This is a genomic window from Hydrogenophaga sp., from assembly GCF_019264445.1.
GTDB lineage: Bacteria > Pseudomonadota > Gammaproteobacteria > Burkholderiales > Burkholderiaceae_C > Hydrogenophaga.
In genome coordinates this window covers 1-25,764 of sequence record NZ_JAHVAB010000041.1, presented here as the reverse complement: position 1 = coordinate 25,764, position 25,764 = coordinate 1, and the positions used below count along the sequence as shown (strand labels likewise).

Below are 25,764 nucleotides of genomic sequence, written 5' to 3'. Positions count from 1 at the left end.
GGCGTGGATCCGGATCGATCGCGGTCCACGCCCACTCCAACGGAGTCACCCGTGCTTGAACTGAACAACGTCGAGGTCCTGTACAGCGATGTCATCCTCGCTGTCAAAGGCATTTCCGCCCAGGTGCCCACCGGGCAGTGCGTGACCTTGCTGGGCGCTAATGGGGCGGGCAAGAGCACCACCCTGAAGGCCATCTCGAACCTGATCAAGACCGAAGATGGCCGCGTGACGGCGGGCACCATCCGCTTCGATGGGGCCGACATCACGGGGGGCAACCCGGCCGAGCAGGTGCGCAGGGGGCTGGTGCATGTCATGGAAGGCCGCAAGGTGCTGCGGCACATGACGGTGGAGCAGAACCTGGTGGTCGGCGGGCACATGGGCCCTGGGCGAGACGCCCGTGAACTGCTGGACGAGGTGTATGGCCGCATCCAGCGGCTTGCCGCCTTGCGCCACCGCACGGCGGGCTACCTGTCCGGGGGGGAGCAGCAGTTGCTGGTGATCGGGCGGGCCCTCATGGCCAGACCCAAGCTGGTCATGATCGATGAGCCCTCGCTGGGCCTGGCACCGCTCATGGTGGAAGAGGTCTACGGTTTGCTCGCCGATCTCAAGGCCAGTGGCCTGACGCTGCTGATCGTCGAGCAGAACACGCGCGTCGCGCTGGAGCTGGCCGACTACGGCTACGTGATGGAAGGCGGTCGGGTCGTGCTCGAAGGCCCCTCTGCCAGCCTCAGGAGCAACGAGGACGTGCGCGAGTTCTACCTGGGCCTGACGGTGGAAGGCGAGCGCAAGAGCTTCAGGGACATGAAACATTACCGCCGCCGCAAGCGGTGGTTGGGCTGATGGGCCGATCCGCCCAACGCCATCGACAACCTTCAAGGACGAGCCATGACAAGTGTTTCCAATGCATTTTTGAGCGAACAGGAAGTGATGATCCGGGAGTCGGCCCGTCGCGTCGCCAGCGAAGTGGTGGCCAGCACCGCGGCCGAGCGCGATCGCAGCAGCGCCTGGCCCCACGATGAAATCCGGGCGGTGGCCGAGCTCGGCTTCATGGGGATGCTGGCGCCTCAGGCCCACGGCGGATCCGGACTGTCGTTCGTGGAGTACTGTCTGGCGATCGAGGAGTTCGCCGCTGCGGATGGTGGTTTCGCCACCATGATGCATGTGCACAACTCGTCCGCGCACGTGCTGCGCTCATTCGGCACCGAGGAGCAGATGCGCGCCTACCTGCCGGAGCTGGCCCGCGCCCAGCGCATCGGGGCTTTCCTGTTGTCGGAGCCCCATGCGGGTTCCGACACCGCCGCCATCCGCACCACGGCGAGGCGCGAGGGGGACAGCTACGTGCTCAATGGGAGCAAGCAATGGATCTCCAACGGCAGCGAGGCCGGCTTCGCCCTGGTGGTTGCCGCCACGGGCGCGCCTGGCGCTCGCGACCGCTTCAGCCTGTTCATCGCGGACCCGAAGGAGCCCGGTTACCAATGCCTGCGAATCGAAAACAAGCTGGGCCAGCACACGGCCCACACGGCCCAGATTCAGCTGGACAACCTGCGTGTGCCGGCGAAGAACATGATCGGCGAGGAAGGTCGCGGCTACGGCAAGGCGCTCTCGTTGCTCTCCGACGGCCGCATTGCGATCGCTGCGCTGTCCATCGGCATTGCCCGCGCTGCCCTGGAGGCCGCGATCCGATACGCGAAGGAGCGTGAAGCCTACGGAAAGCCGATCGCCGAGTTGCAGGCCGTCAGCTTTGACCTGGCGGAGATGGCCACGCAGGTGGACGTGGCGCGCCAGTTCATGTTGTACGCGGCGCGCTTGACGGACGCGAAGCTGCCGTCCATCAAGGAAGCCGCGATGGCCAAACTGTTCGCCAGCGAGATGGCGGAGAAGGTCTGTTCGGCCGCGCTTCAGGTGCATGGCGGCTATGGTTACGTGAACGATTTCCCCGTCGAACGCTACTACCGCGACGTGCGGGTGACGAAGATCTACGAGGGCACCAGCCACATCCAACGGCTGATCATCGCGCGGCAACTGCTGGCGGGTTGACGCCAGCTCGCAGGTCTGGCGTTGCGACTTGCCTGTCCGATATCATTGAAACTCGCCCTTTTCGGGGCAAATGCGCAGAGGACACAGAAGAATGAGCACGCAAGTCGACGCCAAGCCGAAGCTGCGGCCCCGTTGCCCGGCCGCCAAACGCCCTGCCAAGAGCGTGAAGTGGAACAACGCGGTCGGCGGCGCGGATGAACAATACCAGCTGAAGAAGCAGGCGGTCATTGCGGAGGCGTCCCGCACGTTCGGCCGCCACGGGTACAAGAATGTGTCTCTGGATGAGATCGCTGCGGCGCTCAATGTCACGAAGCCGGCGCTCTACTACTACTTCAAGAACAAGCAGGAACTGATCTACGAGTGCCACGAGCTGTCGATGAGGCTGGGGGACCAGGTTCTGAAGGACGCCATTGCCTCGGAATCCACGGGGTATGGACGCATCACGACCTTCATCAAGAACTACATCTCACTGCTGACCGACGAAATGGGGGCGCCTGCGATCCTGCACGATTTTTCGGCCATGACGCCCGCGGATCAGAAGAAGATCACCGCAAGGCGCCGCAAGTTCGATCTGGAGTTGCGCCAGGTGTTTGAGGATGGCATTCGAGACGGGTCCATCGCACCATGCGATGCCAAGTTGGCCGTATTCTGGTTCATGGGGGCCGTCGGGGGAATTTCCCAATGGTTCCACGCAGAAGGTCGCCTGCGTGGCGATGAGGTCGCTGACATTTTCATCGGCCTGCTGGCTCATGGCATTCGTCCGGTTGCGGTCGGAAAGATGGGCATGACGTCAAAGTCAGCCAGAAGTCGGTAGCTATATGACGGAAGCCTGTTGTCTTCCACTGAAAGCTGCGACACCGAGTGTCATGAGACGCTGGGCACTGCGCGCACAGATGTCCATCCGCGAGATCTCCAGGCCCACAGGCCTGGCTCGCAACACCGTTTAAAAGTACCTGCGGGTGGGCAATGAAGAGCCCCGCTAGTAACCGACGAGAGGCCGCGCAAGACGCTCGGCTTCCATATCCCCGCTGAGATGTTCAGCGAATGTGTTGCATCGACCGGTGAATCCGCCCCGCATAGACGACCTGGACACCGACGTTTTATGCGCTGTGAGAAGGGCGCAGCAAGACCCAATACCACCATAAGTTGGCGATAACTTTGGCGCGAAATAGGGCAGTCGCAACAACTAGTGACCTCCAGTCGCAGCACTTTGGCGCCAGTTCCATTTAATGTGGCGCCCTACGCCAGCAGGTGGATCAGACGTCGATGTTCCCCGCGCGCAGCGCGTTGGTCTCGATGAAGTCGCGGCGCGGTTCCACTTCGTCACCCATCAGCATGGTGAACACGCGGTCGGCTTCGATGGCGTCGTCGATCTGCACGCGCAGCAGGCGGCGCACGTTCGGGTCCATCGTGGTTTCCCACAGCTGCTCGGGGTTCATCTCGCCCAGGCCTTTGTAGCGCTGTCGGCTGGTGGTGCGCTCGGCTTCGCTGATGAGCCAGCGCATGGCCTGACGGAAGTCGTTGACCTTCTCTTCCTTCTGCTTGTCACCCTCGCCGCGCGTGACCTTGGCGCCTTCGCCCAGCAGGCCGCGGAAGGTGTCGGCCGCGGTGGCGAGCGCCGCGTAGTCGGCGCCGTGCACGAAGTCCTGCGTGATGATGCTGCTCTTGATGTTGCCGTGGTGGCGGCGGCTGATGCGCAAGATCGGCTTGTCGGTGCGCACGTCGAACTCGGCGGCCACTTCGGCGGGCACGCCGGTGGTGGTGAGTTCACGCAGCTTGGCCTGCAGTGCGATGGCGCTCACTTCGGCTTGCTCCACGCTGTCCAGGTTGAGCACGACGCCGTCGGCGATGGAGCGCAGGGCTTCGGCGTCCATGAAGTTGGACAGACGCGCGATCACGCTCTCGGCCACTTGGTGCTTGCGCGCCAGCTCGCCCAGCGTGTCGCCGGTCAAGGTGGTTTGCGTGGCGCCACCGGTGAGCACGCTGGCGTCTTTCAGCGCAATGCGCAGCAGGAAGCCGTCGAGCGCGGAGCCGTCCTTCAGGTACAGCTCTTCCTTGCCGGCCTTCACCTTGTAGAGCGGCGGCTGTGCAATGTAGATGTGGCCGCGCTCCACCAGCTCGGGCATCTGGCGGTAGAAGAAGGTCAGCAGCAGGGTGCGGATGTGGGCGCCGTCGACGTCCGCGTCGGTCATGATGATGATGCGGTGGTAGCGCAGCTTGGCGACGTTGAAGTCGTCCACGCCGGCTGTGCCACCCGCGCCCGTGGCCTTGCCGATGCCGGTGCCCAGCGCGGTGATGAGCGTGAGGATTTCGTTGGAGGTCAGCAGCTTCTCGTAGCGCGCTTTCTCCACGTTCAGGATCTTGCCGCGCAGCGGCAGGATCGCCTGGAACTTGCGGTCACGCCCCTGCTTGGCGGAGCCACCGGCGGAGTCGCCCTCCACGATGTAGATCTCGCACAGCGCGGGGTCTTTCTCCTGACAGTCGGCCAGCTTGCCGGGCAGGCCCATGCCGTCGAGCACGCCCTTGCGGCGCGTCATTTCGCGGGCCTTGCGCGCGGCTTCGCGGGCGCGTGCAGCCTCAACGATCTTGCCGCAGATGATCTTGGCGTCGTTCGGGCGCTCCTGCAGGTAGTCGGCGAGCAGGCGGCTGACGATGTCTTCCACCGGGCCGCGCACTTCGCTGGACACCAGCTTGTCCTTGGTCTGGCTGGAGAACTTGGGCTCGGGCACCTTCACGCTGAGCACGCAGCACAGGCCTTCGCGCATGTCGTCACCAGTGACCTCGACTTTGGCCTTCTTGGCCAGCTCGGTTTCTTCGATGTACTTGTTGATGACGCGCGTCATGGCCGCGCGCAGGCCCGTGAGGTGGGTGCCGCCGTCGCGCTGGGGAATGTTGTTGGTGAAGCACAGCACCTGCTCGTTGTAGCCGCTGTTCCACTGCATGGCGACTTCCACGCCGATGTTGGTGCCCTGGTCGCTCTGGCGATCGCCCATGGCGTGGAAGACGTTGGGGTGCAGGACCGTCTTGCCCTTGTTGATGAAGTCGACGAAGCCCTTGACGCCGCCGGCACCGGAGAAGTCATCTTCCTTGCCGCTGCGCTCGTCCTTGAGACGAATGCGCACACCGTTGTTCAGGAAGCTGAGTTCGCGCAGGCGCTTGGACAGGATCTCGTAGTGGAAGTCGGCGTTCTCGCGGAAGATGTCGTAATCGGGCAGGAAGTGCACCTCGGTGCCGCGCTTCTCGGTGGCGCCCGTCACCTTCATGGGCGAGAGTTCCACACCGGTGGGCGTGGTCTCGACGATGCGGTTCTGCACGAAGCCACGCGCAAACTCGAGCTGGTGCACATGGCCTTCGCGGCGCACGGTGAGGCGCAGCCACTGGCTCAGCGCGTTCACGCAGCTCACACCCACGCCGTGCAGGCCGCCCGATACCTTGTAGCTGTTCTGGTTGAACTTGCCGCCCGCGTGCAGTTCGGTGAGCGCGATCTCAGCGGCCGAGCGCTTGGGCTCGTGCTTGTCGTCCATCTTCACGCCGGTGGGAATGCCGCGGCCGTTGTCGACCACGCTGATCGAGTTGTCGGTGTGGATGGTCACGACGATGTCGTCGCAGTGGCCGGCCAGTGCCTCGTCGATGGAGTTGTCCACCACCTCAAACACCAGGTGGTGCAGGCCGGTGCCGTCCGACGTGTCGCCGATGTACATGCCGGGGCGCTTGCGCACGGCCTCCAGCCCTTCCAGGATCTGGATCGAACCCTCGCCGTAGCCCTCGCTGGCGCCGGCCTGATGGGCGTCGATCACGGGCTGGAAGTTGGAGCTGTCGGCTTGGGCCGCACCGGTGTTGACGGATTCGGCGGGCTTGTTGGCGTCGGACATGGTGGATCTTTCAGACTTCTAGAAATGCCAAACCCGCAAGGCAGCGGGTTGAGCAAAAGGGCATCGCGTGCCTGGGTACCGTCGGGGCCAGCGCGGAACCGGCTTTGCCGGGCCGTAGATGGCGCCCCCCGGGGGGTGACGCCGCAGGCGGCGCGGGGGGTCAAATTCTCATGGGCATGACAACGTACTTGAAGGCGTTGTCGTCGGGGTTGGTGACCAGCGCGGAGCTGTTGCCGTCGGAGAGTTCGATGCGAACCATCTCCTGCGACATGTTCTGCAGCGCGTCGATCAGGTAGGTGACGTTGAAGCCGATCTCGATCGTGTCGCCGCCGTAGTCGATGTCGAGCTCGTCCACCGCTTCTTCCTGCTCGGCGTTGCTCGACGCCACGCGCAGCGCGCCGGGCTCGACGTTCAGGCGCACGCCCTTGAACTTCTCGCTGGTCATGATGGCCGTGCGCTGCAGCGAAGCCAGCAGCGGCAGGCGACCGAGCGTGACGATGTTCTTGTGGTTCTTCGGGATCACACGGTTGTAGTCGGGGAACTTGCCCTCGACCAGCTTGGTGACGAACTCCATGCCGTCGAAGCTGAACTTGGCCTGGTTGGCCGCGAACTGCATTTCAATCGCGCCCTCCTTGTCGGAGAGCAGGCGCTGCAGTTCCAGCACCGTCTTGCGCGGCAAGATCACTTCCTGCTTGGGGACTTCCACATCCAGCGTGCTGGACGCGAACGCCAGGCGGTGGCCGTCGGTGGCCACCAGGCTGAGCTGCTTGCCCTCGGCCACGAACAGGATGCCGTTGAGGTAGTAGCGGATGTCGTGTACCGCCATGGCAAACGACACCTGGCCGAGCAGGCTCTTGAGCGTCTTCTGGGGCACCGAGAACACGGGGCCGAAGCTCGCCGATTCCTGCACCAGCGGAAAGTCTTCCGCGGGCATGCTCTGCAGCGTGAAGCGGCTCTTGCCGCCTTTCAGAATCAGCTTGCCCGCGCTGGATTCGAGGCTCACCGTCTGGTCGCCAGGCATGGTGCGCAAGATGTCGATCAGCTTGCGCGCGCCCAGGGTGGTGGCGAAGTTGCCTGCGTCGCCTTCCAGCTCCGCCGTGGTCCGAATCTGTATTTCAAGGTCGCTGGTGGTCAGCTGCACCTGCGAGCCGGTCTTGCGCAACAGGACGTTGGCCAGGATCGGCAGCGTGTGGCGGCGTTCCACAATGCCTGCCACCGATTGCAGTGCGGCCAAAACCTTGTCCTGGGTCGATTTCAAAACGATCATGTCAGACTCTTTCGTCTCTGGTTGCTTGTAGGCCGGTCCCTGTCACGCGGGTGGCCCTCCTCCGGGCCAAATCCCCGCTATTTTCGCCTTTTTGTGGGCTCATCCCTTGAGCGTCTGTTCCAGCACATGGAGTTGCTGGTTCAGCTCGGTGTTCTGCTGGCGTTCAGCCCCGATTTTGCGCACCGCATGCAGCACCGTGGTGTGGTCGCGCCCACCAAACAGCTCGCCGATTTCGGGCAGGCTTTTCTGGGTCAACTCCTTGGCAATGAACATCGCAATCTGGCGCGGGCGGGCGATGCTGGCCGGGCGCTTCTTGCTGTACATGTCGGCCACCTTGATCTTGTAGAAGTCGGCCACCGTTTTCTGGATGTTCTCCACGCTGATCTGCCGGTTCTGGATCGACAGCAGGTCTTTCAGCGCATCGCGCGCCAGCTGGATCGAGATCTCCTTCTGGTTGAAACGCGAGTACGCCAGGATCTTGCGCAGCGCGCCTTCGAGCTCACGCACGTTGGAGCGCACGTTCTTGGCCACGAAAAACGCCACTTCCTCAGGCATCACGGCGTTTTCCACCGCCGCCTTGTTGATCAGGATGGCCACGCGCATTTCCAGCTCGGGCGGCTCGATCGCCACGGTCAGGCCCGAGTCGAAGCGCGACACCAGCCGTTCGTGGATGTCGGCCAGGCCCTTGGGATAGGTGTCGCTGGTCAGCACGATGTGGCTCTTCTTGGCCAGCAGCGCCTCGAAGGCGTTGAAGAACTCCTCCTGGGTGCGCTCCTTGTTGGCGAAGAACTGGACGTCATCGATCAACAGCAGATCCAGCGAGTGGTAGCGCTCCTTGAATTCGTCGAATGTTTTGCGCTGGTAGGCCTTGACCACATCCGATACGAATTGCTCCGCGTGGATGTAGAGAACTTTGGCCTGTGGACGATCGGCCAGCAGGTGGTTGCCGATGGCATGCACCAGGTGGGTCTTGCCCAGACCGACGCCGCCGTAGATGAACAGCGGGTTGTAAAGCTGGCCCAGGCTGCCGGCCACGTGCATGGCGGCGGCGCGCGCCATGCGGTTGGCCGAGCCCTCCACCAGCGTGGAGAACGCGAGTGCCGGGTTCAACCGTGTCTTGGGGCCGGTGGGCGCAGCCACCTCGGCGGGCGCGAGATCGGGCAATTCGGCCAGCACCTGCTCTTGGACGGTGCGAGGTGTGGGTGCCGTCCGGCTGGGGCCTTCACGCGGAGCAAGTACCAACTCAAGACTCACTGGCGCACCTTGAGCCGCCTCCAGCAGCGCAGAAATGCGGGCCGCGTACTGGGCGCGAATCCAGTCCAGCTTGAAGCGATTGGCCACCGACACGACCACGCGCGCGCCATCGGGCGCGACCGTCGCCGACAGTGGCCGGATCCAGGTGTTGAACTGCTGTTCGGGGATCTCTTGCGACAACCGATCCATGCAGATGGACCAGAGTGAAAGGGCGTCCGCTCGGGCTACGGCCGGGGACGCGTCTGGGGGAATGCCCTCGATCATGCTGGGAACGTCGGATTCGTTGTGGTTGTGGACAAATGTCTCGGGGCAGGCCGGCCATTGTAGTGCGACGGGCAACTTATCCACAAGCCGATCTGCCATAGGGGTTGACGCCCTTGGCAGATCGCTTTTTAGGGGGCTTCCTTGACGTGACGCGGCTGCAATCACGGGCAAGTGCTTGCCGGGCATCGACTTTCTTTGCGATAATTGCGGGTTTCCCCGATTTCTACTGACCACCATGAAACGCACTTACCAGCCCTCCAAGATTCGCCGCGCCCGCACCCACGGCTTCCTCGTCCGCATGAAAACCCGCGGAGGCCGCGCCGTGATCAACGCACGCCGCGCCAAGGGTCGCAAGCGCCTGGCCGTCTGAGGCCAGTCGTGTTCTGCCGGCGCCGTTTCGCCCGGCTCCCTCACCGATTGATCCGGACGGTTCAGCGGTGACCCAGCGGCTGCGGTCCCGGCAACAGTTCCAGGCCGTCATGGCCGGTGCCCCCGTGGCCAAAACCCCTCATTTCGCTCTGCATCGCGCCGCACTGTCCAGCGCGGAGGGCGACCGCACCCTGTTTCCTGTGGCCGATGCCTGGCTGGGTGTGATGCTGCCCAAGCGCTGGGCCAAACGGGCCGTCACCCGCAACGCGATTCGTCGGCAGATCTATGAGGTAGCGCGCCAGCAGGCGGGCACCTTGCCGCAGGCCGCGCTCGTGGTTCGATTGCGCAGCGAATTCAGCCGTCGGCAATTTGTCAGCGCGACGTCCGACGTGCTCAAGCGTGCGGTGCGCGCAGAGCTTGAGCAACTGCTCTCGCGCTCGGGCGCCGGGCAGCTTGCGGGGGTCCGGCATGCTGTCTGACTGGCCGCGCCAGGGGCTCGTGGCCCTGGTGAAGGGCTACCGTTTGTTGCTCAGCCCGTCCTTGGGCAGCGGGTGTCGATTCGAGCCGTCCTGCTCGGTCTACGCCATTGGAGCGCTGGAGCGCCATGGCGCCCTGCGCGGCAGCTACCTCACGCTCGGGCGGCTGGTGCGCTGCCATCCCTGGTGCGAGGGCGGGCATGATCCGGTGCCTGCCGCGTCGCCAGCCCTGTTCTCCCGCCTGATTTCACCTTCCTGCGAAAAGAAGAACCCGTCATGAATGACATCCGTCGGTCCATCCTGTGGGTGGTTTTTGGTTTGTCCATGGTCCTCATCTGGGACAAATGGCAGATTCACAATGGCCACAAACCCACCTTCTTCCCGAGCGCGGCGCCCGCTGTGACGGCACCAGCCGCATCGAATGGTCAGCCTGCCGCCGCTGGAAGCGGCTCGGTACCCGCGGCGGGACAGGGAGCTGCACCCGCCGCTGCGGGCGAGACACCGGCTGCTGCGCCGGGTGCCGTGGCCCAGCGCCATGAAGTCACCACAGACGTCTTCAAGCTGGTGTTCAACAGCGAAGGCGGTTCGCTGATTGGTGCCGAGCTGCTCAAGCACGCCGAGGCGACGCGCCAGAGCAAGGACCAGAGTGAAAAGCCGTTCACGCTGCTCACGCAGGGCGGCGAACACATCTATGTGGCCCAGACAGGTCTGATCGGTGGCAACTTCCCCACACACAAAACGCCGATGACGCTGGTGGGCAACCCCACGGCGCTGACCGATGGCCAGAACGAACTGCAGGTGCGTTTCGAGTCGGCCGAGGTGGGTGGCGTGAAGCTGGTCAAGACCTACACCCTGACGCGTGGCCGTTACGACATCGGCGTGCAGCACGAAGTGTTGAACGCGGGTGGCCAGACGGTGACGCCGCAGCTGTACCTGCAGCTGGTGCGAGATGGCAGCAAGCTCAGCAGCGAAACGCCTTTCTACTCGACCTTCACCGGCCCCGCCGTCTACACCAACGAGAAGAAGTACCAGAAGATCGAGTTCGCCAACATCGAGAAGAACAAGGCCGAGTTCATCAAGTCTTCCAGCGATGGCTACGTCGCGATGGTCCAGCACTACTTCGCGTCAGCCTGGTTGCTGGGTGACGGCGTGGCGCGCGAAAACTTTGCCCGCAAGATCGACAACAACCTGTTTGCGGTCGGCAGCATCACGGCGTTGACCGCCATCGAACCCGGCCAGAGCAAGGGTGTGCAAGCCCGCCTGTTCCTGGGTCCGCAAGAAGAAAAAGTGCTGGAGACCATTGCCCCGGGCCTGGAGCTTGTGAAGGACTATGGCTGGCTCACGATCCTTGCCAAACCGCTGTACTGGCTGCTCGAGAAGATTCACGGCTTCGTGGGCAACTGGGGCTGGGCCATCGTGTTGCTGGTGGTGCTGATCAAGGCCGCCTTCTACTGGCTCAATGCGAGTGCTTACCGCAGCATGGCCAAGATGAAGAAGATCAACCCCCGCATCATGGAAATGCGCGAGCGCCTCAAGGGCAACCCGCAGGCCATGCAGCAGGAGATGATGAAGATGTACCGCGAGGAAAAGGTCAACCCGCTGGGTGGCTGCTTCCCGATCGTTATCCAGATTCCGGTGTTCATTGCGCTGTACTGGGTGTTGCTGTCCAGCGTGGAAATGCGCAACGCCCCCTGGCTGGGCTGGATCACCGATCTCTCGTCGCCCGATCCCTACTTCATCCTGCCGCTGGTGATGGCCGTCACCACGATGATCCAGACCGCGCTCAACCCGCTGCCGCCGGATCCCCTGCAGGCCAAGCTGATGTGGCTCATGCCGCTGATGTTCTCGGTGATGTTCTTCTTCTTCCCGTCCGGCCTGGTGCTGTACTGGATCACCAACAACGTGCTGACCATTGCCCAGCAGGCCGTGATCAACAAGAGCATGGGCGTGCCGTTGAAATTCAGCATGCCGAACTTCAAGAGCTGATCCGAAGGCTCGGCTGCCTTGTCTCCTGAACGGGGCCTGCGTACGTGCAGGCCCTTTCTCTTTATGCTCGCCTTCTATGCTCGCTGCCTCGCGTGACCCCATCGTTGCCATTGCCACTGCACCCGGGCGCGGCGGGGTGGGCATTGTGCGTGTGTCGGGGCGTGGGCTTGAGCCGTTTGTGCAGGCCCTGCTGGGGCGCGCGCTGCACCCGCGCGAAGCCACCTATCTCCCGTTCGCCGATGCCGCCGGCCAGCCGATTGACCATGGCCTGGCCTTGTGGTTTCCCGGTCCGCGCTCTTACACCGGTGAGGATGTGCTGGAACTCCAGGGCCATGGGGGCCCTGTGGTGTTGCAGCTGCTGCTGGCGCGCTGCCTGGAAGTGAGCCGTGGCCCCCTTCCCGACATGCGGCTGGCGAGGGCGGGTGAGTTCACCGAACGGGCGTTCCTCAACGACAAGCTCGATCTGGCGCAGGCCGAGGCCGTGGCCGACCTGATCGACGCCAGCACCGAGGCCGCCGCGCGCAGTGCCTCGCGTTCGCTGGCCGGCGTGTTTTCGGGGCATGTGCATGGCCTGCGCGACGCGCTCGTGAACCTGCGCATGCTGGTGGAGGCGACGCTGGACTTTCCGGAGGAAGACATTGACTTCCTTCAAAAGGCCGACGCTTTAGGCCAGTTGCATCGGCTGCAGCAGGCGCTGGCCGATCTGCAGGCGCAGGCCCGCCAGGGCGCGCTGCTGCGCGATGGCTTGCAAGTGGTGATTGCCGGGCAGCCGAACGCGGGCAAGAGTTCGCTGCTCAATGCCCTGGCCGGGGCTGAACTCGCGATCGTCACCCCGGTGGCGGGCACGACGCGCGACGTGGTGCAGCAGACCATCCAGATTGAAGGCGTGCCCCTGCATGTGATCGACACCGCAGGCTTGCGCGACAGTCCGGACGTGGACGAAGTCGAGAAGATCGGCATCGAGCGTGCTTGGGGCCGCATTCAACAAGCCGATGCTGTGCTGTTCATGCACGACCTCAGCCGCCTGCACCAGACCGACTACCAGCAAGCCGACGCGTCGATCGCAGCGAGCCTGGCCGCCACCCTGCTATCAGGCGTGCCGGTGCTGCACCTCTGGAACAAGTGCGATGAAGTGGACAGCGCATCGCTGGGTGTCGGCCACCCAGACGATGGCCTCGCGATCTCGGCCAAGCACGGCACCGGGCTCGAGGCGTTGCGTCAGCGCCTGCTGACACTGGCGGGTTGGCAGCAGGCGGGTGACGGTCTGTTCATGGCGCGCGAACGGCACCTGCAAGCGCTCCACCAAGTGGGCGAGCACTTGCGGGCCGCAGACACCTGGCTGCAGGCGCGCGCGGACCACCTGGATTTGCTTGCCGAAGAGCTGCGCCTGGCGCAACAGGCATTGGGTTCAATCACCGGTGAGTTCACCGCCGACGACTTGCTGGGCGAGATTTTTTCGCGTTTTTGCATCGGCAAGTGAAGGCGAAAGTACCGCTCGGTGCCGTCGGCATACCGCCGGGAGTGCAACTGTAAGCGCGGGTAAGGACAGGCTTGCGCAGGGGAGCGGGCCGCGGTTATCTTGACCGCATGAATGCCCAGTTGCCCACGTCCGTGCGTTTCGATATTCAAGGCTTGGCCCAGTCCATGCGCTTGAGCAGCGCGCTGGACGCGGTGCCGTTGAATCTGTCGGAAAGCCAGTGGCCGCAGCTGGCCAACTACTTGCAACCGGTCGCCTTGCAGCAGGGGCAGGTGCTGATCGAGCAAGGTGTGAAAGACCGCACCGTGTATTTCGTGGAAAGCGGGTCGCTGACCGTGCACTACGAAGACTCCCGCGAACGCGTGCGCATTGCCGTGGTGGGCTCGGGCTCGCTGCTGGGCGAAGGCGCCTTCTTCAGCCACTTGCCGCGCAGCGCCACCGTGCACGCCGGCAGCGATTGCCGCCTGTGGTGCCTGACGCCGTTGCGCTTTCGCGAACTCTCCTCGCGCCATCCCGACATCGCCCTGGAAGTGACGGTGGCGATGTCCTCGGTGCTCGCCCGCCGCATGTACAACCGGCCCAAGCGTGTCGCCGTGACCTGAGCGCGGCGAAAGTCCAACCCATCTGGGCCGGTTTGTGCTGCTTTTTCAACCCTTCGCGCGCGCGGCTCTTGCGCACACTCTGCCCATGTCTTTGATGAGCTGGCTTCAGGCCAAAAAATCCACAGCACCCGGCAAGGGTTCCTTCACCCGTGCGCGCAAGAAATTCAGCCAGACCACGCTGCCCCTGATTTCGCCACGCCGTGGTCGGCGCATCCTGCGCCGAGAGCAGCTTTTTGCCGTGGTGCGCGAGTCGCTCATCCGCGCTGGCGTGCTGTCCACCAGCTACGAGTTCAAGGTGCTCACGCTCGACGCCACCGGCGACAGCTTCCTCGTGCTGATCGATCTGGCGTTGCCCGCCCAGGCCATGCCGGACGAGTACCTGCTTGAGATTGAACGCTGGATTCAGCAAAGCGGCACATCCCGCCATGAGATGCACGTGCGCTCGGTGTACTGGCGGCGCAAGGCGGTCCACGACCAGGTCGGCATGGCTTTGAAGGCGGCGGTGACCGCTCAGACGCGGCGTGAGGCGGTGCCCATGACGGCCGAAGCCGTGCCCGCACCCACGGCGTCACGCCCGATGCCCATTCCCAGCCCCACGGCCATCCCTCGCCCGACCATCACGCCAGCCAGCACCCCCACGCAGTCGGTGGGCGAAGACGAAGTGGAAGCCTTTCGGCGCGCGCTGCAGAGCGTGGCCTCTCCGGCCTATCGCTCACCTTCGGAAGCGCAGGCGCCCATGACGGTGCCGGAGTCTCACAGCGACTTCGCTGCGTTGAGCGAAACGCAGTACGGCAAGCTCTGAGGGGTTTGCCGGCCCATCAGTGGCCGGCGAAGTCCAGCAGCGTGAAAAGCTTCAGGCCGGAATCGCGCAGCTTCTCTGAGCCACCCAGCTCGGGCAAGTCCACGATGGCAGCACCCTCCATCACCTCCGCACCCAGCTTCTCCAGCAAGCGGCGCCCGGCCATCATGGTGCCGCCGGTGGCGATCAAGTCATCGATCAACACCACCCGGTCACCGGGTTTCACGGCATCGGTGTGCAGCTCCACGGTGGCGCTGCCGTACTCGAGCTCGTACGTTTCCTCCACGGTGGTGAAGGGCAGCTTGCCTTTCTTGCGGATGGGCACGAAGCCCACGCCGAGTTCATAGGCGAGCACGGAGCCGATGATGAAGCCGCGCGCGTCCAGGCCAGCCACCACGGTCGGGCGCAAGGCGGCGTCCATGTAGCGGTGCACGAAGGTGTCGATCAGCACGCGAAAGACCTTGGGGTCCTGAAGCAGCGGCGTGATGTCACGAAACTGCACGCCGGGTGCTGGCCAGTCCGGCACGGTGCGGATGTGGGATTTCAGAAAAGCGGAGGTGTCCATGGGCTCGGTCCGTGGGGGAGCGGCCATTATCGGCGTCGAACCGGCACAAAAAAAAGCCCCGGCGCAAAGGCCGGGGCATCGACCATGGCGACCCTGTACAAAGCCATGGGCTGGAACACGCGGGCCGCGACGGCCATGGAGATCATTCTGGGAGCGAGGACGCTCGAAGGTGGCCGTCACACGGCCGGTGGCACGCTGCGGCCGACGAGCGCACAGCCCGCTATCCCGTCAGCAGCTTTTGCTCGGCCAGCGCCAGGGCGGGTGCCTTGCCGCTGATGACCACCGTGTCGCCACTCTCCAGCAGGGTCTCCTCGTCAACGGCGTGCGGGCGGCCGCTGGCGCGACGCAGGCTCACCACGCGCACACCCACCGCATGCAGTGCCAGGCTGCCCAGGGTCTTGCCCACGTTGCGCCCACCTGCGGGCAGTGTGACGGTGTTGAGGCGTTCGTGGTCGATCTCGTCAAGGCTGTCGTCGTCGGCGCCGTGGAAGTAACCGCGCAGCAGGTTGTAGCGCGCATCGCGCTGGTCCTGCACCACACGGATCACGCGGCGCATGGGCACGCCCACCAGCGCCAGCGCGTGGCTCGCCAGCATCAGGCTGGCCTCGATGGCTTCGGGCACCACTTCGGTGGCGCCGGCCGCTCTCAGCTTTTCCAGATCGGCGTCGTCCACGGTGCGCACGACCACGGGCACGTGTGAGGCTTGCTCGTGCGCGTGGTGAAGTACCTTGAGTGCACTGGCCGTCTCCAGGTAGGTGACCACCACCGCACTGGCGCGGTGCAGACCTGCTGCCATGAGCGCCTGCAGCCGGGCGGCATCGCCAAAGACCACCGAATGCCCGGCCGCGGCGGCCTGCCGTACGCGGTCGGGATCGAGATCCAGCGCCATGTACGGAATGCCTTCGGTCTCCAGCAGTCGCGCGAGGTTTTGCCCACAGCGGCCGTAGCCGCAGATGATCACGTGCTTGTCGGCATTGATGGCCTTGCGCGCAATGCTGGTCATCTGCACCGACTGCATCAGCCAGTCGCTGCCCACGAGCCGGGTGACGATGCTGTTGGCATAGAGGATGGCGAAGGGCGTGATCAGCATCGAGATCACCATGGATGCCAGGATCGGGTTGAACAGCTGGGGCGGTACCAGGTTGTTCTGCCCTGCAAGCGTGAGCAGCACCAGGCCAAACTCGCCGGCCTGTGCCAGGTACAGGCCCGTGCGCAGCGCCACACCGGTGGGCGCACCGAAGGCGCGCGTGAGCCCGGTGATCAGCGCCAGCTTGAATGCCAGCGACACCGACAGCAACAACAACACCAGCGGCCAGCGGTCCAGCACCAGACGCCAGTCCAGCATCATGCCGATGGTGATGAAGAAGAGGCCCAGCAGCACATCGTGGAACGGGCGGATGTCGGTCTCCACCTGGTGCTTGAACTCGGTCTCTGAAATCAGCATGCCGGCGACGAAGGCGCCCAGCGCCAGCGAGAGGCCGGCGTGCTCGGTCAGCCAGGCCAGTCCCAGCGTGATGAGCAGCAGGTTGAGCATGAAGAGCTCGTCGCTCTTGCGGCGCGCCACCAGCGTGAGCCACCAGCGCATGAGCTTTTGCCCGCCGGTGAGCAGCAGCCCCAGCAGCAACACCGCCTTGAGCGACGCCCAGCCCAGCGCGCGCAACAGCACCTCCGGCTCCGCTGCCAGTGCGGGAATGATCACCAGCAGGGGCACAACGGCCAGGTCCTGAAAGAGCAGGATGCCCAGCACGCGCTTGCCGTGTTCGGACTCCAGCTCCAGCCGCTCGGCCACCATCTTGATCACGATGGCTGTGCTGCTCATCGCCATCACGCCGCCCAGCGCCAGCGCCGTCTGCCAGGACACGGTCCACCACATGGGCAACAACACCGTGAGCAACAACGAGCCCAGGGTGGTGAGCAAGACGGTGAGGACGACTTGCGACAGACCCAGGCCAAACACGTGCCGCTTCATCGCCCGCAACTTGGGCAGGCTGAACTCCAGCCCGATCACGAACATCAGGAAGACCACGCCGAACTCGGCGAGGTAGCGAATGCCGCCAGAGTTCTGCGCCAGGGCCAGCGCGTTCGGGCCGATCACCACGCCCACCACGAGGTAGCCCAGCATGGGTGGCAGCCGCATCAACCGACACGCCACGACGCCCAGCACGGCGGCCAGGAGATACAGCAAGGCGATGTCGAGCGAATTCATCAGCGGATGGTAATGGGCGCGACCCGACGCGCCCACAGCCCGCCAGCGATAATTGCAGCCATGACCTTGCCCGCTTCCTTCGACCCCGTCCGGGCCATGGCCATGGCGCAGGAAACCCTGAGCATCGAAGCCCAGGCCGTGACCACCGTTGCGCAACGCCTGGATGCCACGTTCACCCGAGCGCTCGCGCTGGTGCTGGCCATCCCGGGGCGTGTGGTCGTCATGGGCATGGGCAAGAGCGGTCACATTGGCCGCAAGATCGCCGCCACGCTGGCCTCGACCGGCACGCCCGCCATGTTCGTGCACCCGGCCGAAGCCAGCCACGGCGACCTCGGCATGATCACCAGCGCCGATCTGGTGCTGGGCATCAGCAACAGCGGCGAGAGCGAAGAGCTCACGGCCATCCTGCCGCTCATCAAGCGCATGGGCGTGCCGCTGCTGGCCATCACGGGCCGACCCGACTCCACCCTCGGCCGTCACGCCGATGTGGTCCTCAATGCCTCGGTGGACAAGGAGGCCTGCCCCCACAACCTCGCGCCCACCGCCAGCACCACCGCCCAGCTCGCACTGGGCGACGCGCTCGCCGTGGCGCTGCTGGATGCGCGCGGCTTCAAGGCCGATGACTTTGCCCGCTCGCACCCCGGTGGTTCGCTGGGCCGCAAACTGCTGACGCATGTCAGCGACGTCATGCGCAGCGGCGATGCAGCGCCCCGCGTGGCCCAGGACGCCGGGCTCATGGACCTCATGCGCGAGATCAGCGCCAAAGGTCTGGGCATGAGTGCCATCGTCGACAGTGAGCAACGGGTGGTGGGCGTGTTCACCGACGGCGACCTGCGCCGCCTGATCGAGAAAAACGGCAACGGTGTCGACCTGCGTTCGATGATGGCCCGCGATGTCATGCACCCCCATCCGCGCACGGTGCGTGCCGAGGCCCTGGCCGTCGAGGCGGCCGGTGTGATGGAAGCGAGCCGCATCACCAGCGTGCTGGTTGTGGATGCCGAGGGCCGCCTGCTGGGCGCACTCAACAGCAACGACCTCATGCGTGCGAAGGTGATCTGATGCTGCCGCCCTTGCGCCCCGAGCTGAACTTCCCCCCTGCACTGCTCCTGCGCGCCCAGCCGGTGCGCGTCGTGTTCTTCGATGTGGACGGCGTGCTCACCGACGGAGGCCTTTACTTCCACGAGACGGGTGAAACCCTCAAGCGTTTCCACACGCTGGACGGTCATGGCATCAAGCTGCTGCAGCGTGCGGGTATCACGCCGGCCATCGTGAGCGGACGGGATTCCGCGGCCCTGCGTGCGCGCCTCACGGCCTTGGGCGTGACCCACATGCGCTTGGGCACCGAAGACAAGGCGCCCGCCGCCGAATCGATCCTTCAGGAGCTGGGTCTGGACTGGGGCGCGGCTGCCGCCATGGGCGATGACTGGCCCGACCTCCCCTTGCTGCGCCGCGCGGCACTGGCCGTGGCGCCGCCCACAGCCCATGCCGAGGTGCTCGCAGTCGCTCACCATGTGACCGAGCGCCAGCCGGGCGCGGGCGCCGTGCGCGAGCTCTGCGACATGCTGCTCGTCGCCTGCGGTGCGTATGCGCGCGAACTCGAGGCGGCTGCGCGGTGAGCACCTCCGACCCGCTCGACTTCTTCGACGATGTGGACCAGACCGCGGCCGTGCCGCGCGCGCCCCGCCGCAAGCGCCACCTCTGGGACCGCCTGTCCATCTACCTGCCGGTCCTGCTCATGGGTTTGCTCGCGCTGGCTTCTTACTGGCTGCTGCGGGCCACACCAGCGCCCGAGTCGGCGGAGCCCGAGCGAGCGGTGAGCAGTGAGCCCGATTACTTCATGCGCCGCTTTTCGGTCAAAGCCTTTGACGCCAAAGGCACGCTCAAGACCGAAGTGTCGGGCGCTGAAGCACGTCACTATCCCGCCTCCGACAAGGTGGAGATCGACAACGCGCGCATACGCCACATCAGCGACCAGGGCCTGCCCACGCTGGCCACGGCCCGGCTGGTCACCACCAACGGCGACAACACCGAGTTCGTGCTGGAAGGCAATGCGGTGATCGTGCGCGAGGCGGGGACCGACGCGACGGGAAAGCCTCAACCCCGGCTGGAATTTCGTGGCGAATTCCTGCATGTCTTCCTTGAGCCCGACCGGATCGTCTCGGACCGCCCGGTCACGCTCTTTCGCGGCACAGACCGGCTGCTGGCCGACACGCTGGACTACACCGGCGCGGACCAGGTGGCCTTGTTCAAAGGCCGAGTGAAGGTGCAACTCGCGCCGCGCTGAGCACCACTTCCGGGGACATGACCATGATCACTTCCTCTCCCGCGTCCTCCTCCGGCCCGCTGGTGTTCATCACCGGCGCCTCCTCCGGCATCGGGCAGGCGCTTGCCGCCCGCTTTGCGCGCGCAGGCTACCGGCTTGCGCTGGTCGCACGCCGCACCGCCGACATGCAGGCCTGGGCCGACGCGCAAGGCCTGGACGCCGCGCGTTGCCGCATCTACGGCGCCGATGTGGCCGACATCGACAGCATCGTTGCCGCTGGCCAGGCCTGCCTCGCGGCGCAGGGCGTGCCCGACGTGGTCATCGCCAATGCGGGCATCAGCGTGGGCATGGATACCGCGGCGCGAGACGACATCGACGTCATGGCGCGCACTTTTGCGCTCAACAACACCGGGCTGGCGGCCACCTTCCATCCCTTTGTCATGCCCATGAGCGAGCGGGGCCGTGGCGCGCTGGTGGGCATCGGCAGTGTTGCCGCGATTCGCGGACTGCCTGGCCACGGTGCCTATTGCGCCAGCAAGGCGGCCGTGGTGGCTTATTGCGAGAGCTTGCGTGGCGAATTGCGCGGCAGCGGCGTGGCGGTGGTCACTTTGTTGCCGGGCTATGTCGACACCCCGTTGACGCGCCAGAACCGCTACAGCATGCCCTTTCTGATGACGGCAGACGATTTCGCCGACCGGGCGTTTCGCGCCATCAACGCGGGCGTGAGCTACCGCGTCATTCCCTGGCAGATGGGCGTGGTCGCCAAGCTGCTGCGTTTGTTGCCCAACGCCGTGTTTGACCGCTTGCTTGCCGGTCGCCCGCGCAAGCACCGCCAAGGCGAGAAGGCGTCTTCGGGCTGACTTCGGCAGCCGTACGCCCATGAAAAAAGCCCTGTGGCTTGCGCTACAGGGCTTTTGTGTCTGGTTGAGCAGCGCAAGGCGCTGCATCAGCTCGACGGGTGCGGGCGATCAGTAACCGCCGCGGCCACCACCGCCACCGCCTTCACGACGGCCACCGCCACCGTAGGGGCTGCGGAAACCGCCTTCGCCACCACCGCCGCCGCCGAAGCCGCCACCGCCGCTGCGGCCGCCGCCGAAGCCGCCGCCACCGCTGCGGGGAGGACGGGCTTCCATGGGACGTGCTTCGTTCACCACCAGGCTACGACCGCCCAGCGATTGACCGTTCATGCCTTCGATGGCGGACTGGGCTTCTGCATCGCTGCCCATTTCCACGAAACCAAAGCCCTTGGAGCGGCCGGTTTCACGTTCCATCATGACCTTGGCACTGTTCACAGAGCCGTAGGCGCTGAAAGCTTGCTGGAGGTCTTCGTCGCGCACGGTGTAGGGCAGGTTGCCCACGTACAGTTTGTTGCCCATGGTTGGGACTCCTAATAACACTGAGAAAAATAGCGATGGAGCCCCGTTAGCACACAAAAACCTGTAGCACGCGAAACCAACCGATCACTTGTCAAAACGAGCGTTTACCACGCTCGCCGAGGGATTATGCGCGGAATGACGCGCAAACCCTAACTATTTTTCAGGATGTGCAAGGCCCGTGGCGCCGCGATGCGTGGCTACAACAGGCAGGCCGGACACCGGGAAAACCCGTCTTGGCGCCACGTGTACAGCGTCTCCCGGAAGGCGGAGGTCAACATATACTGACGCCCAGCGCCGATTTGATCCAGATTGCGGGCGCTCTAAAAATGCCGCTAAAGGGGAGATTCCCGGTCTCGCTCTTGGCGGCACCGGGTTTTTTTATTGGGCGATGAACGCCCGCAGGACAAGGCCTTGATCGTCACGCCCCAGACCTTCCGTTTCACCGAACCCCTGCCGTTGCGCTCGGGCGCCACGCTGCCGGCCTATGAGCTGGTGGTGGAAACCTATGGCACGCTGAATGCAGAGCGCTCCAACGCAGTGCTGATCTGCCACGCGCTCAACGCGTCACACCATGTCGCCGGGTGGCACGCCGACGAGAACGGCCAGCCGCTGGCGCGCAGCGAAGGCTGGTGGAACAACATGATCGGACCCGGCAAGCCGGTGGACACCGACCGCTACTTCGTCATCGGCGTCAACAACCTGGGATCGTGCTTCGGCTCGACCGGCCCGACCCATGCGAATCCCGCGACCGGCCAGCCTTGGGGCGCGGACTTTCCGGTGGTCACCGTCGAGGACTGGGTGGATGCCCAGGCGCGACTGCTGGACGCCATGGGTATCGAGACGCTGGCCGCGGTCATGGGCGGCAGCCTGGGCGGCATGCAGACGCTGAGCTGGACCCTCCAGTACCCGCAACGCGTGCGCCACGCCGTGGTGGTGGCCAGTGCCCCCAACCTCACGGCCGAGAACATCGCGTTCAACGAGGTGGCGCGCCGCGCCATCGTGACAGACCCCGATTTCCGCGAAGGGCACTACCTGCGCGAGGGCACATTGCCGCGGCGCGGCTTGCGCATCGCCCGCATGATCGGCCACATCACCTACCTCAGCGACGACGTGATGAACGAGAAGTTCGGCCGCAGCCTGCGCTCGAGCGACGCCCAAGACCCGGCGGCCATCGCAGAGCTGGCGTACCGGTACTCCACGCAGGACGTGGAGTTCCAGATCGAGAGCTACCTGCGTTACCAGGGCGACAAGTTCAGCGAGTACTTCGACGCCAACACCTACCTGCTGATCACACGTGCGCTGGACTACTTCGATCCCGCGCGCGAGTACGACGGCAACCTGACGGCTGCGCTCGCGCGCGCGCAGGCCAAATTCCTGCTGGTGAGCTTCACCACCGACTGGCGCTTCTCGCCCGCACGCAGCCGCGAGATCGTCAAGGCCCTGCTCGACAACCGGCGCGATGTCAGCTACGCCGAAATCGACGCACCCCACGGCCACGATGCCTTCTTGCTGGACGACCCCCGTTACCTGCAGGCCGTGCGCGCGTACTTCGAACAGACCATCTCCGGGGGCGTGGCATGAGCGAGAAAACGGTGATGGACTCGATCGCCCGCCTGGTGCCGCCCGGATCGCGGGTGCTCGACCTGGGTTGTGGCGACGGTGCCTTGCTGGCGCACCTGCAGGCCACGCGCGCCTGCAGCGGCTACGGCGTGGAAATCGACGACGCCAAGGTGCTCGCCTGCATGCGGCGTGGCGTGAACGTGCTGCAGCTCAATCTGGAAGACGGGCTCACCATGTTTGGCGACGACGCGTTTGATGTGGTGCTGCAGATCGACACGCTGCAACACCTGCGCAACGCCGAAACCATGCTGCGCGAGACCGCGCGCGTGGGCCGCCTGGGTGTGGTGGCTTTCCCCAACTTTGCGCACTGGCCCAACCGCATGGCGGTGCTGCAAGGGCGCATGCCGGTGACCAAGCGGCTGCCCTTCCAGTGGTACGACACGCCCAACATCCGCGTCGGCACCCACGCGGACTTCGAGGTGCTCGCGCGGCGCAACGGGCTGACCATTGAGGACAGCTTCGGGCTGCATGAGGGCCGTGAGGTGCGCGTGCTGCCCAACCTGCTGGCCAGCACGGCGGTGTTTCGCTTCTCCAGCTGACGGCCGCTGCGGCGCGGCTCAGGAGCGTGCCGCTTCGCGCGCGGCGTCGGCCGCGAAATCGCCATCGGTCACATCGCTGGCGGCGGGCATGTCTGGATAGATCTCGCGGAAGGCGGCGCGGATCTGCGCCAGTGGCAGGTCGTCGAAGGCCCCGCGCTCGTTGACGTACTCCATGTGCTGGCGGCCTTCGCGGTCGAATGGGTGGTAGAGCGAGTCGTGCACGCCGTCGAACTCCAGCGGCAGCAGCCCGAACTTGTCGCACAGCTCGATGTTGAATGCCGGCGTGGCCTTGCGCCATGCGCCGTCCAGCCACAGCAAGGTGTAGCCATGCCAGGCAAACACATCGGTCTTCATGGTGTTGCGCAGCCGCTCGGTCGACAGGTGGTTGCGCACGTCGGCAAAGCCCAGCCGGGCGGGAATGCCTTCGGCGCGGCACGCCGCGGCCAGCAGCACGGCCTTGGACACGCACCACCCGTAGCCCTGCTCCAGCACCGTGCTGGCGCTCATGCCTGCCTCGGAGAGGTCGATACGGTAGGGGTCGTAGCGAACCTGATCTCGCACCGCGCGGTACAGCGCCACGGCTTTCTCGCGCGCGCTGGCACCCTGCGCGTTCGCGCGGGCGAACGCCTGCACCGCAGGATGGTGGGTTTCGATGCAGGGCGTGGCGCCCAGGTGCTGCGGGGCTGGTTCAGGGGTGTGGTCCATGCTGGCCAAGGTACCAGACCGCGTGCGCATCAGACGACGCCTTAGGGACAAAACCGGGTGCGGCGGCCCGTTTGAAACAGGAACTTTCGCGTGCTTTTCAGGCGACGGGCGGGGAATGGGGCGGGTTTGTCGGCTTTTTTCTGACTTCAGGTGGGGCGGTGCTGGCCGATATTCCTGAGACCAACCCGTCAACCGAGGACCGATCCATGGACATGCGCAACGAAGCCAACCACCTTTCCCGCCACGACAGTGCGCGTGCAGCAGCGGCACAAAGTGCCAGCGCCGAATTCCTGACCTTCCGCCTGGGTGGCGAGGAATACGGCATCGACATCCTGCGGGTGCAGGAGATTCGCTCCTACGAAGAGCCCACCCGCATCGCCAATGCGCCCCCGTTCATCAAGGGCGTGGTCAACCTGCGTGGCGTGATCGTGCCGGTGGTTGACCTGCGCATCAAGCTGGGTTGCGACAAGGTGGAATACAACGGCTTCACCGTGGTGATCGTGCTCAACGTGCACGGCCGCGTGGTGGGTGCCGTGGTGGACTCGGTCTCCGACGTGCTGGAGCTCACGGGCGACCTGATCAAGCCCGCACCCGAGATGAACACCAGCGTCAACACCAGCTTCATCACAGGCATTGCCAGTGTGGGCGAGCGCATGTTGATCCTGATGGACATCGAAGCCCTGATGTCCGGCAGCGACATGGGTCTGATGGACACCACCCAGGCCCTGCAGTAAAGCAGCCTGGCGCGAAGCGACGAGGAGATCCGGACATGAAGCGACTCAACAACTCGCAGAGCTCGGTGGCGAGCCGCGTGGCCTTGCTGGCGGTGGCCATGCTGGCTGGCGTTCTGGTGCTCATCAGTAGCGCCATGACGTTCATGGCCGAGCGGTCATCTCGCGATCGCATGGTCGAGTGGAGTGGCGACAAGGCCGACTCGGTGGCAGCGTCCATCGATGCGTTTGACGCCACGGCCCGCATGATGGCCTTGCGGGCGTACAAGCCGTTCCGGCAAAAGTTTGCCGAGAAGTTCGAGCTCGACGAGCAGGCCGGCATGCTCAAAGGCTGGGGCATGTTGCTCAACAACGATTTTTCGGAGGTGGATACCTTCAACCGTGTCAACGGCGGCGTGGCGACGATCTTCATGCGCAAGGGCGAAGACTTCGAGCGCGTCAGCACGTCGCTGAAAAAGGAAAACGGCGAACGCGCCATGGGCACGCTGCTGGCGCGCAACCACCCGGCGTATCCGCTCATGCTCGAGGGCAAGACCTACACCGGCCGTGCCTCGCTGTTCGGCAAGCCTTACATGACGCACTACGAGGCCTTGAAGAACGACGCTGGCAAGGTGGTCGGCATCCTGTTCATCGGCTTTGACGTGGGCGACTTCCAGGTGGCGCTCGACAAGCTCGTGATGGACGCCACGTTCTTCGAAACCGGCGGCACCTATGTGATCGACCCGCGCGCCTCGAACGAGGAAGCCGTCTTTGTCTCGCACCCCACGGCGGCGGGCAAGAAGGTGCTGGACGTGAATGCAGACGCGGGCGCCATGCTCACGGCCATGCGGGCATCGCCCGAGGCGTTCATCCGTGACGCCACGCCGCTGCTCAACGCCACGATCAAGAGCCCCTGGGTGGTCAAACACGCTTCCCAGACGGGCTGGTGGGTGGTGGCGGAAGTGTCCGACGCCGAGGCCATGGCCACCTACTGGCGCACGATGTACATCTTGTGGGCTGCGCTGGCCGCAGCGACCCTGGCGCTGGGCGCGGGCTTGTATGTGCTGGTGCGCCGCAACGTGAGCCAGCCACTGGCCCAGCTGACGTCGGCCGTGACCACCGTGGCACACGGTGACCTCAGCCAGGCGTTCCACTCCACCCGCAGCGATGAGATTGGTCGCCTGGTGCGCGAAGTGGAAACCATGCGCCAGCGCTTCCTCGGCATGATGCGCGAGCTGCGAAGCGCCACCGACAGCATCAACACGGCGTCGGTGGAGATTGCATCAGGCAACCAGGACCTGAGCGCGCGCACGGAGCAAGCGGCGAGCAACCTGCAGGAGACGGCGGCGAGCATGGAGCAGCTCACGAGCACGGTGC

The 25,764-nt window shown here is 64.9% G+C and carries 25 protein-coding genes and 1 riboswitch; of the genes, 18 read left to right on the top strand and 7 right to left on the bottom strand.

Annotation, left to right across the window (positions count from 1 at the left end; all coding sequences use genetic code 11):
- Window positions 1–51 precede the first annotated feature (51 nt).
- The 3 genes from KXJ60_RS06675 to KXJ60_RS06665 all read left to right on the top strand — a co-directional run bounded on the left by KXJ60_RS06675 (window position 52) and on the right by KXJ60_RS06665 (window position 2,851).
- Window positions 52–840, top strand: coding sequence for an ABC transporter ATP-binding protein (locus KXJ60_RS06675; RefSeq protein WP_291114700.1), 789 nt, complete (start codon window positions 52–54; stop codon window positions 838–840).
- A gap of 45 nt (window positions 841–885) precedes the next feature.
- A complete protein-coding gene (locus KXJ60_RS06670; RefSeq protein WP_291125493.1) occupies window positions 886–2,037 on the top strand; it encodes an acyl-CoA dehydrogenase family protein in 1,152 nt (383 codons plus the stop codon).
- Between the two features lie 91 nt (window positions 2,038–2,128).
- Window positions 2,129–2,851 (top strand): TetR/AcrR family transcriptional regulator, encoded by a 723-nt coding sequence (locus KXJ60_RS06665; protein WP_291125492.1) that lies wholly within the window; start codon window positions 2,129–2,131, stop codon window positions 2,849–2,851.
- Between the two features lie 442 nt (window positions 2,852–3,293).
- Here KXJ60_RS06665 and gyrB read toward each other — a convergent pair whose 3' ends face one another.
- The 3 genes from gyrB to dnaA all read right to left on the bottom strand — a co-directional run bounded on the left by gyrB (window position 3,294) and on the right by dnaA (window position 8,694).
- Window positions 3,294–5,909, bottom strand: coding sequence for a DNA topoisomerase (ATP-hydrolyzing) subunit B (gyrB, locus tag KXJ60_RS06660; protein ID WP_291125489.1), 2,616 nt, complete (start codon window positions 5,907–5,909; stop codon window positions 3,294–3,296).
- Window positions 5,910–6,069: 160 nt separating this feature from the next.
- The gene (dnaN, locus tag KXJ60_RS06655) at window positions 6,070–7,176 is read right to left on the bottom strand and encodes a DNA polymerase III subunit beta (RefSeq protein WP_291125486.1); all 1,107 of its coding nucleotides are present in this window, start codon (window positions 7,174–7,176) and stop codon (window positions 6,070–6,072) included.
- A gap of 99 nt (window positions 7,177–7,275) precedes the next feature.
- Window positions 7,276–8,694, bottom strand: a complete 1,419-nt coding sequence (gene dnaA, locus KXJ60_RS06650) for a chromosomal replication initiator protein DnaA (RefSeq protein WP_291125484.1) — start codon at window positions 8,692–8,694, stop codon at window positions 7,276–7,278.
- A gap of 235 nt (window positions 8,695–8,929) precedes the next feature.
- Here dnaA and rpmH point away from each other — a divergent pair, with 235 nt between their 5' ends.
- The 7 genes from rpmH to KXJ60_RS06615 all read left to right on the top strand — a co-directional run bounded on the left by rpmH (window position 8,930) and on the right by KXJ60_RS06615 (window position 14,406).
- Window positions 8,930–9,064, top strand: a complete 135-nt coding sequence (gene rpmH / locus KXJ60_RS06645; protein WP_006299042.1) for a 50S ribosomal protein L34 — start codon at window positions 8,930–8,932, stop codon at window positions 9,062–9,064.
- 67 nt (window positions 9,065–9,131) lie between these two features.
- Window positions 9,132–9,542 (top strand): ribonuclease P protein component, encoded by a 411-nt coding sequence (gene rnpA, locus KXJ60_RS06640; RefSeq protein ID WP_291125482.1) that lies wholly within the window; start codon window positions 9,132–9,134, stop codon window positions 9,540–9,542.
- A complete protein-coding gene (yidD, locus tag KXJ60_RS06635; protein ID WP_291125480.1) occupies window positions 9,532–9,819 on the top strand; it encodes a membrane protein insertion efficiency factor YidD in 288 nt (95 codons plus the stop codon). The genes rnpA and yidD overlap by 11 nt, the downstream gene beginning before the upstream one ends.
- Entirely contained in the window at window positions 9,816–11,525 is a 1,710-nt protein-coding gene (gene yidC, locus KXJ60_RS06630) for a membrane protein insertase YidC (protein ID WP_291125477.1), read from the top strand. The genes yidD and yidC overlap by 4 nt, the downstream gene beginning before the upstream one ends.
- Before the next feature lie 76 nt (window positions 11,526–11,601).
- A complete protein-coding gene (gene mnmE / locus KXJ60_RS06625) occupies window positions 11,602–13,005 on the top strand; it encodes a tRNA uridine-5-carboxymethylaminomethyl(34) synthesis GTPase MnmE (protein ID WP_291125475.1) in 1,404 nt (467 codons plus the stop codon).
- Between the two features lie 107 nt (window positions 13,006–13,112).
- On the top strand, window positions 13,113–13,604 hold the full coding sequence (locus KXJ60_RS06620) for a cyclic nucleotide-binding domain-containing protein (protein ID WP_291125473.1): 492 nt from the start codon (window positions 13,113–13,115) through the stop codon (window positions 13,602–13,604).
- 85 nt (window positions 13,605–13,689) lie between these two features.
- Window positions 13,690–14,406, top strand: a complete 717-nt coding sequence (locus tag KXJ60_RS06615; protein WP_291125471.1) for a hypothetical protein — start codon at window positions 13,690–13,692, stop codon at window positions 14,404–14,406.
- 16 nt (window positions 14,407–14,422) lie between these two features.
- On the opposite strand, the gene KXJ60_RS06610 is transcribed toward KXJ60_RS06615, so the two are convergent.
- Together KXJ60_RS06610 and KXJ60_RS06605 are read right to left on the bottom strand one after the other, a co-directional pair.
- On the bottom strand, window positions 14,423–14,968 hold the full coding sequence (locus KXJ60_RS06610; RefSeq protein ID WP_291125469.1) for an adenine phosphoribosyltransferase: 546 nt from the start codon (window positions 14,966–14,968) through the stop codon (window positions 14,423–14,425).
- 220 nt (window positions 14,969–15,188) lie between these two features.
- Window positions 15,189–17,174, bottom strand: a complete 1,986-nt coding sequence (locus KXJ60_RS06605; protein ID WP_291125466.1) for a cation:proton antiporter — start codon at window positions 17,172–17,174, stop codon at window positions 15,189–15,191.
- Between the two features lie 60 nt (window positions 17,175–17,234).
- On the opposite strand from KXJ60_RS06605, the gene KXJ60_RS06600 reads away from it, so the two are divergent.
- Genes KXJ60_RS06600 through KXJ60_RS06585 form a run of 4 tightly spaced genes read left to right on the top strand, consistent with a single transcriptional unit; the run spans window position 17,235 to window position 20,297 of the window.
- The gene (locus KXJ60_RS06600; protein WP_291125463.1) at window positions 17,235–18,233 is read left to right on the top strand and encodes a KpsF/GutQ family sugar-phosphate isomerase; all 999 of its coding nucleotides are present in this window, start codon (window positions 17,235–17,237) and stop codon (window positions 18,231–18,233) included.
- Window positions 18,233–18,790 carry an HAD hydrolase family protein gene (locus tag KXJ60_RS06595; RefSeq protein WP_291125461.1) on the top strand — a complete coding sequence of 186 codons (558 nt, stop codon included), beginning with the start codon at window positions 18,233–18,235 and terminating at the stop codon, window positions 18,788–18,790. The genes KXJ60_RS06600 and KXJ60_RS06595 overlap by 1 nt, the downstream gene beginning before the upstream one ends.
- On the top strand, window positions 18,787–19,458 hold the full coding sequence (gene lptC, locus KXJ60_RS06590) for an LPS export ABC transporter periplasmic protein LptC (RefSeq protein WP_291125459.1): 672 nt from the start codon (window positions 18,787–18,789) through the stop codon (window positions 19,456–19,458). The genes KXJ60_RS06595 and lptC overlap by 4 nt, the downstream gene beginning before the upstream one ends.
- Before the next feature lie 23 nt (window positions 19,459–19,481).
- Window positions 19,482–20,297 carry an SDR family oxidoreductase gene (locus KXJ60_RS06585; RefSeq protein ID WP_291125457.1) on the top strand — a complete coding sequence of 272 codons (816 nt, stop codon included), beginning with the start codon at window positions 19,482–19,484 and terminating at the stop codon, window positions 20,295–20,297.
- A gap of 108 nt (window positions 20,298–20,405) precedes the next feature.
- Here KXJ60_RS06585 and KXJ60_RS06580 read toward each other — a convergent pair whose 3' ends face one another.
- Window positions 20,406–20,813 carry an RNA-binding protein gene (locus KXJ60_RS06580; RefSeq protein WP_291125455.1) on the bottom strand — a complete coding sequence of 136 codons (408 nt, stop codon included), beginning with the start codon at window positions 20,811–20,813 and terminating at the stop codon, window positions 20,406–20,408.
- A 281-nt stretch (window positions 20,814–21,094) separates the two neighbouring features.
- Window positions 21,095–21,170, top strand: a riboswitch (SAM riboswitch).
- Window positions 21,171–21,194: 24 nt separating this feature from the next.
- On the opposite strand from KXJ60_RS06580, the gene KXJ60_RS06575 reads away from it, so the two are divergent.
- A complete protein-coding gene (locus tag KXJ60_RS06575) occupies window positions 21,195–22,394 on the top strand; it encodes a homoserine O-acetyltransferase (protein WP_291125452.1) in 1,200 nt (399 codons plus the stop codon).
- Window positions 22,391–22,972: a methionine biosynthesis protein MetW gene (gene metW / locus KXJ60_RS06570; RefSeq protein WP_291125450.1), complete on the top strand. Its 582-nt coding sequence runs from the start codon at window positions 22,391–22,393 to the stop codon at window positions 22,970–22,972. Before KXJ60_RS06575 ends, metW begins: the two co-directional genes overlap by 4 nt.
- 18 nt (window positions 22,973–22,990) lie before the next feature.
- Here the strand turns inward: metW and KXJ60_RS06565 are convergent, their stop codons facing one another.
- Window positions 22,991–23,677, bottom strand: a complete 687-nt coding sequence (locus KXJ60_RS06565) for a transglutaminase family protein (RefSeq protein WP_291125447.1) — start codon at window positions 23,675–23,677, stop codon at window positions 22,991–22,993.
- Window positions 23,678–23,883: 206 nt separating this feature from the next.
- Here KXJ60_RS06565 and KXJ60_RS06560 point away from each other — a divergent pair, with 206 nt between their 5' ends.
- Window positions 23,884–24,411: a chemotaxis protein CheW gene (locus KXJ60_RS06560; RefSeq protein WP_291125445.1), complete on the top strand. Its 528-nt coding sequence runs from the start codon at window positions 23,884–23,886 to the stop codon at window positions 24,409–24,411.
- A 35-nt stretch (window positions 24,412–24,446) separates the two neighbouring features.
- On the top strand, window positions 24,447–25,764 hold a 1,318-nt coding region (locus KXJ60_RS06555; protein WP_291125443.1), incomplete at its 3' end, for a methyl-accepting chemotaxis protein.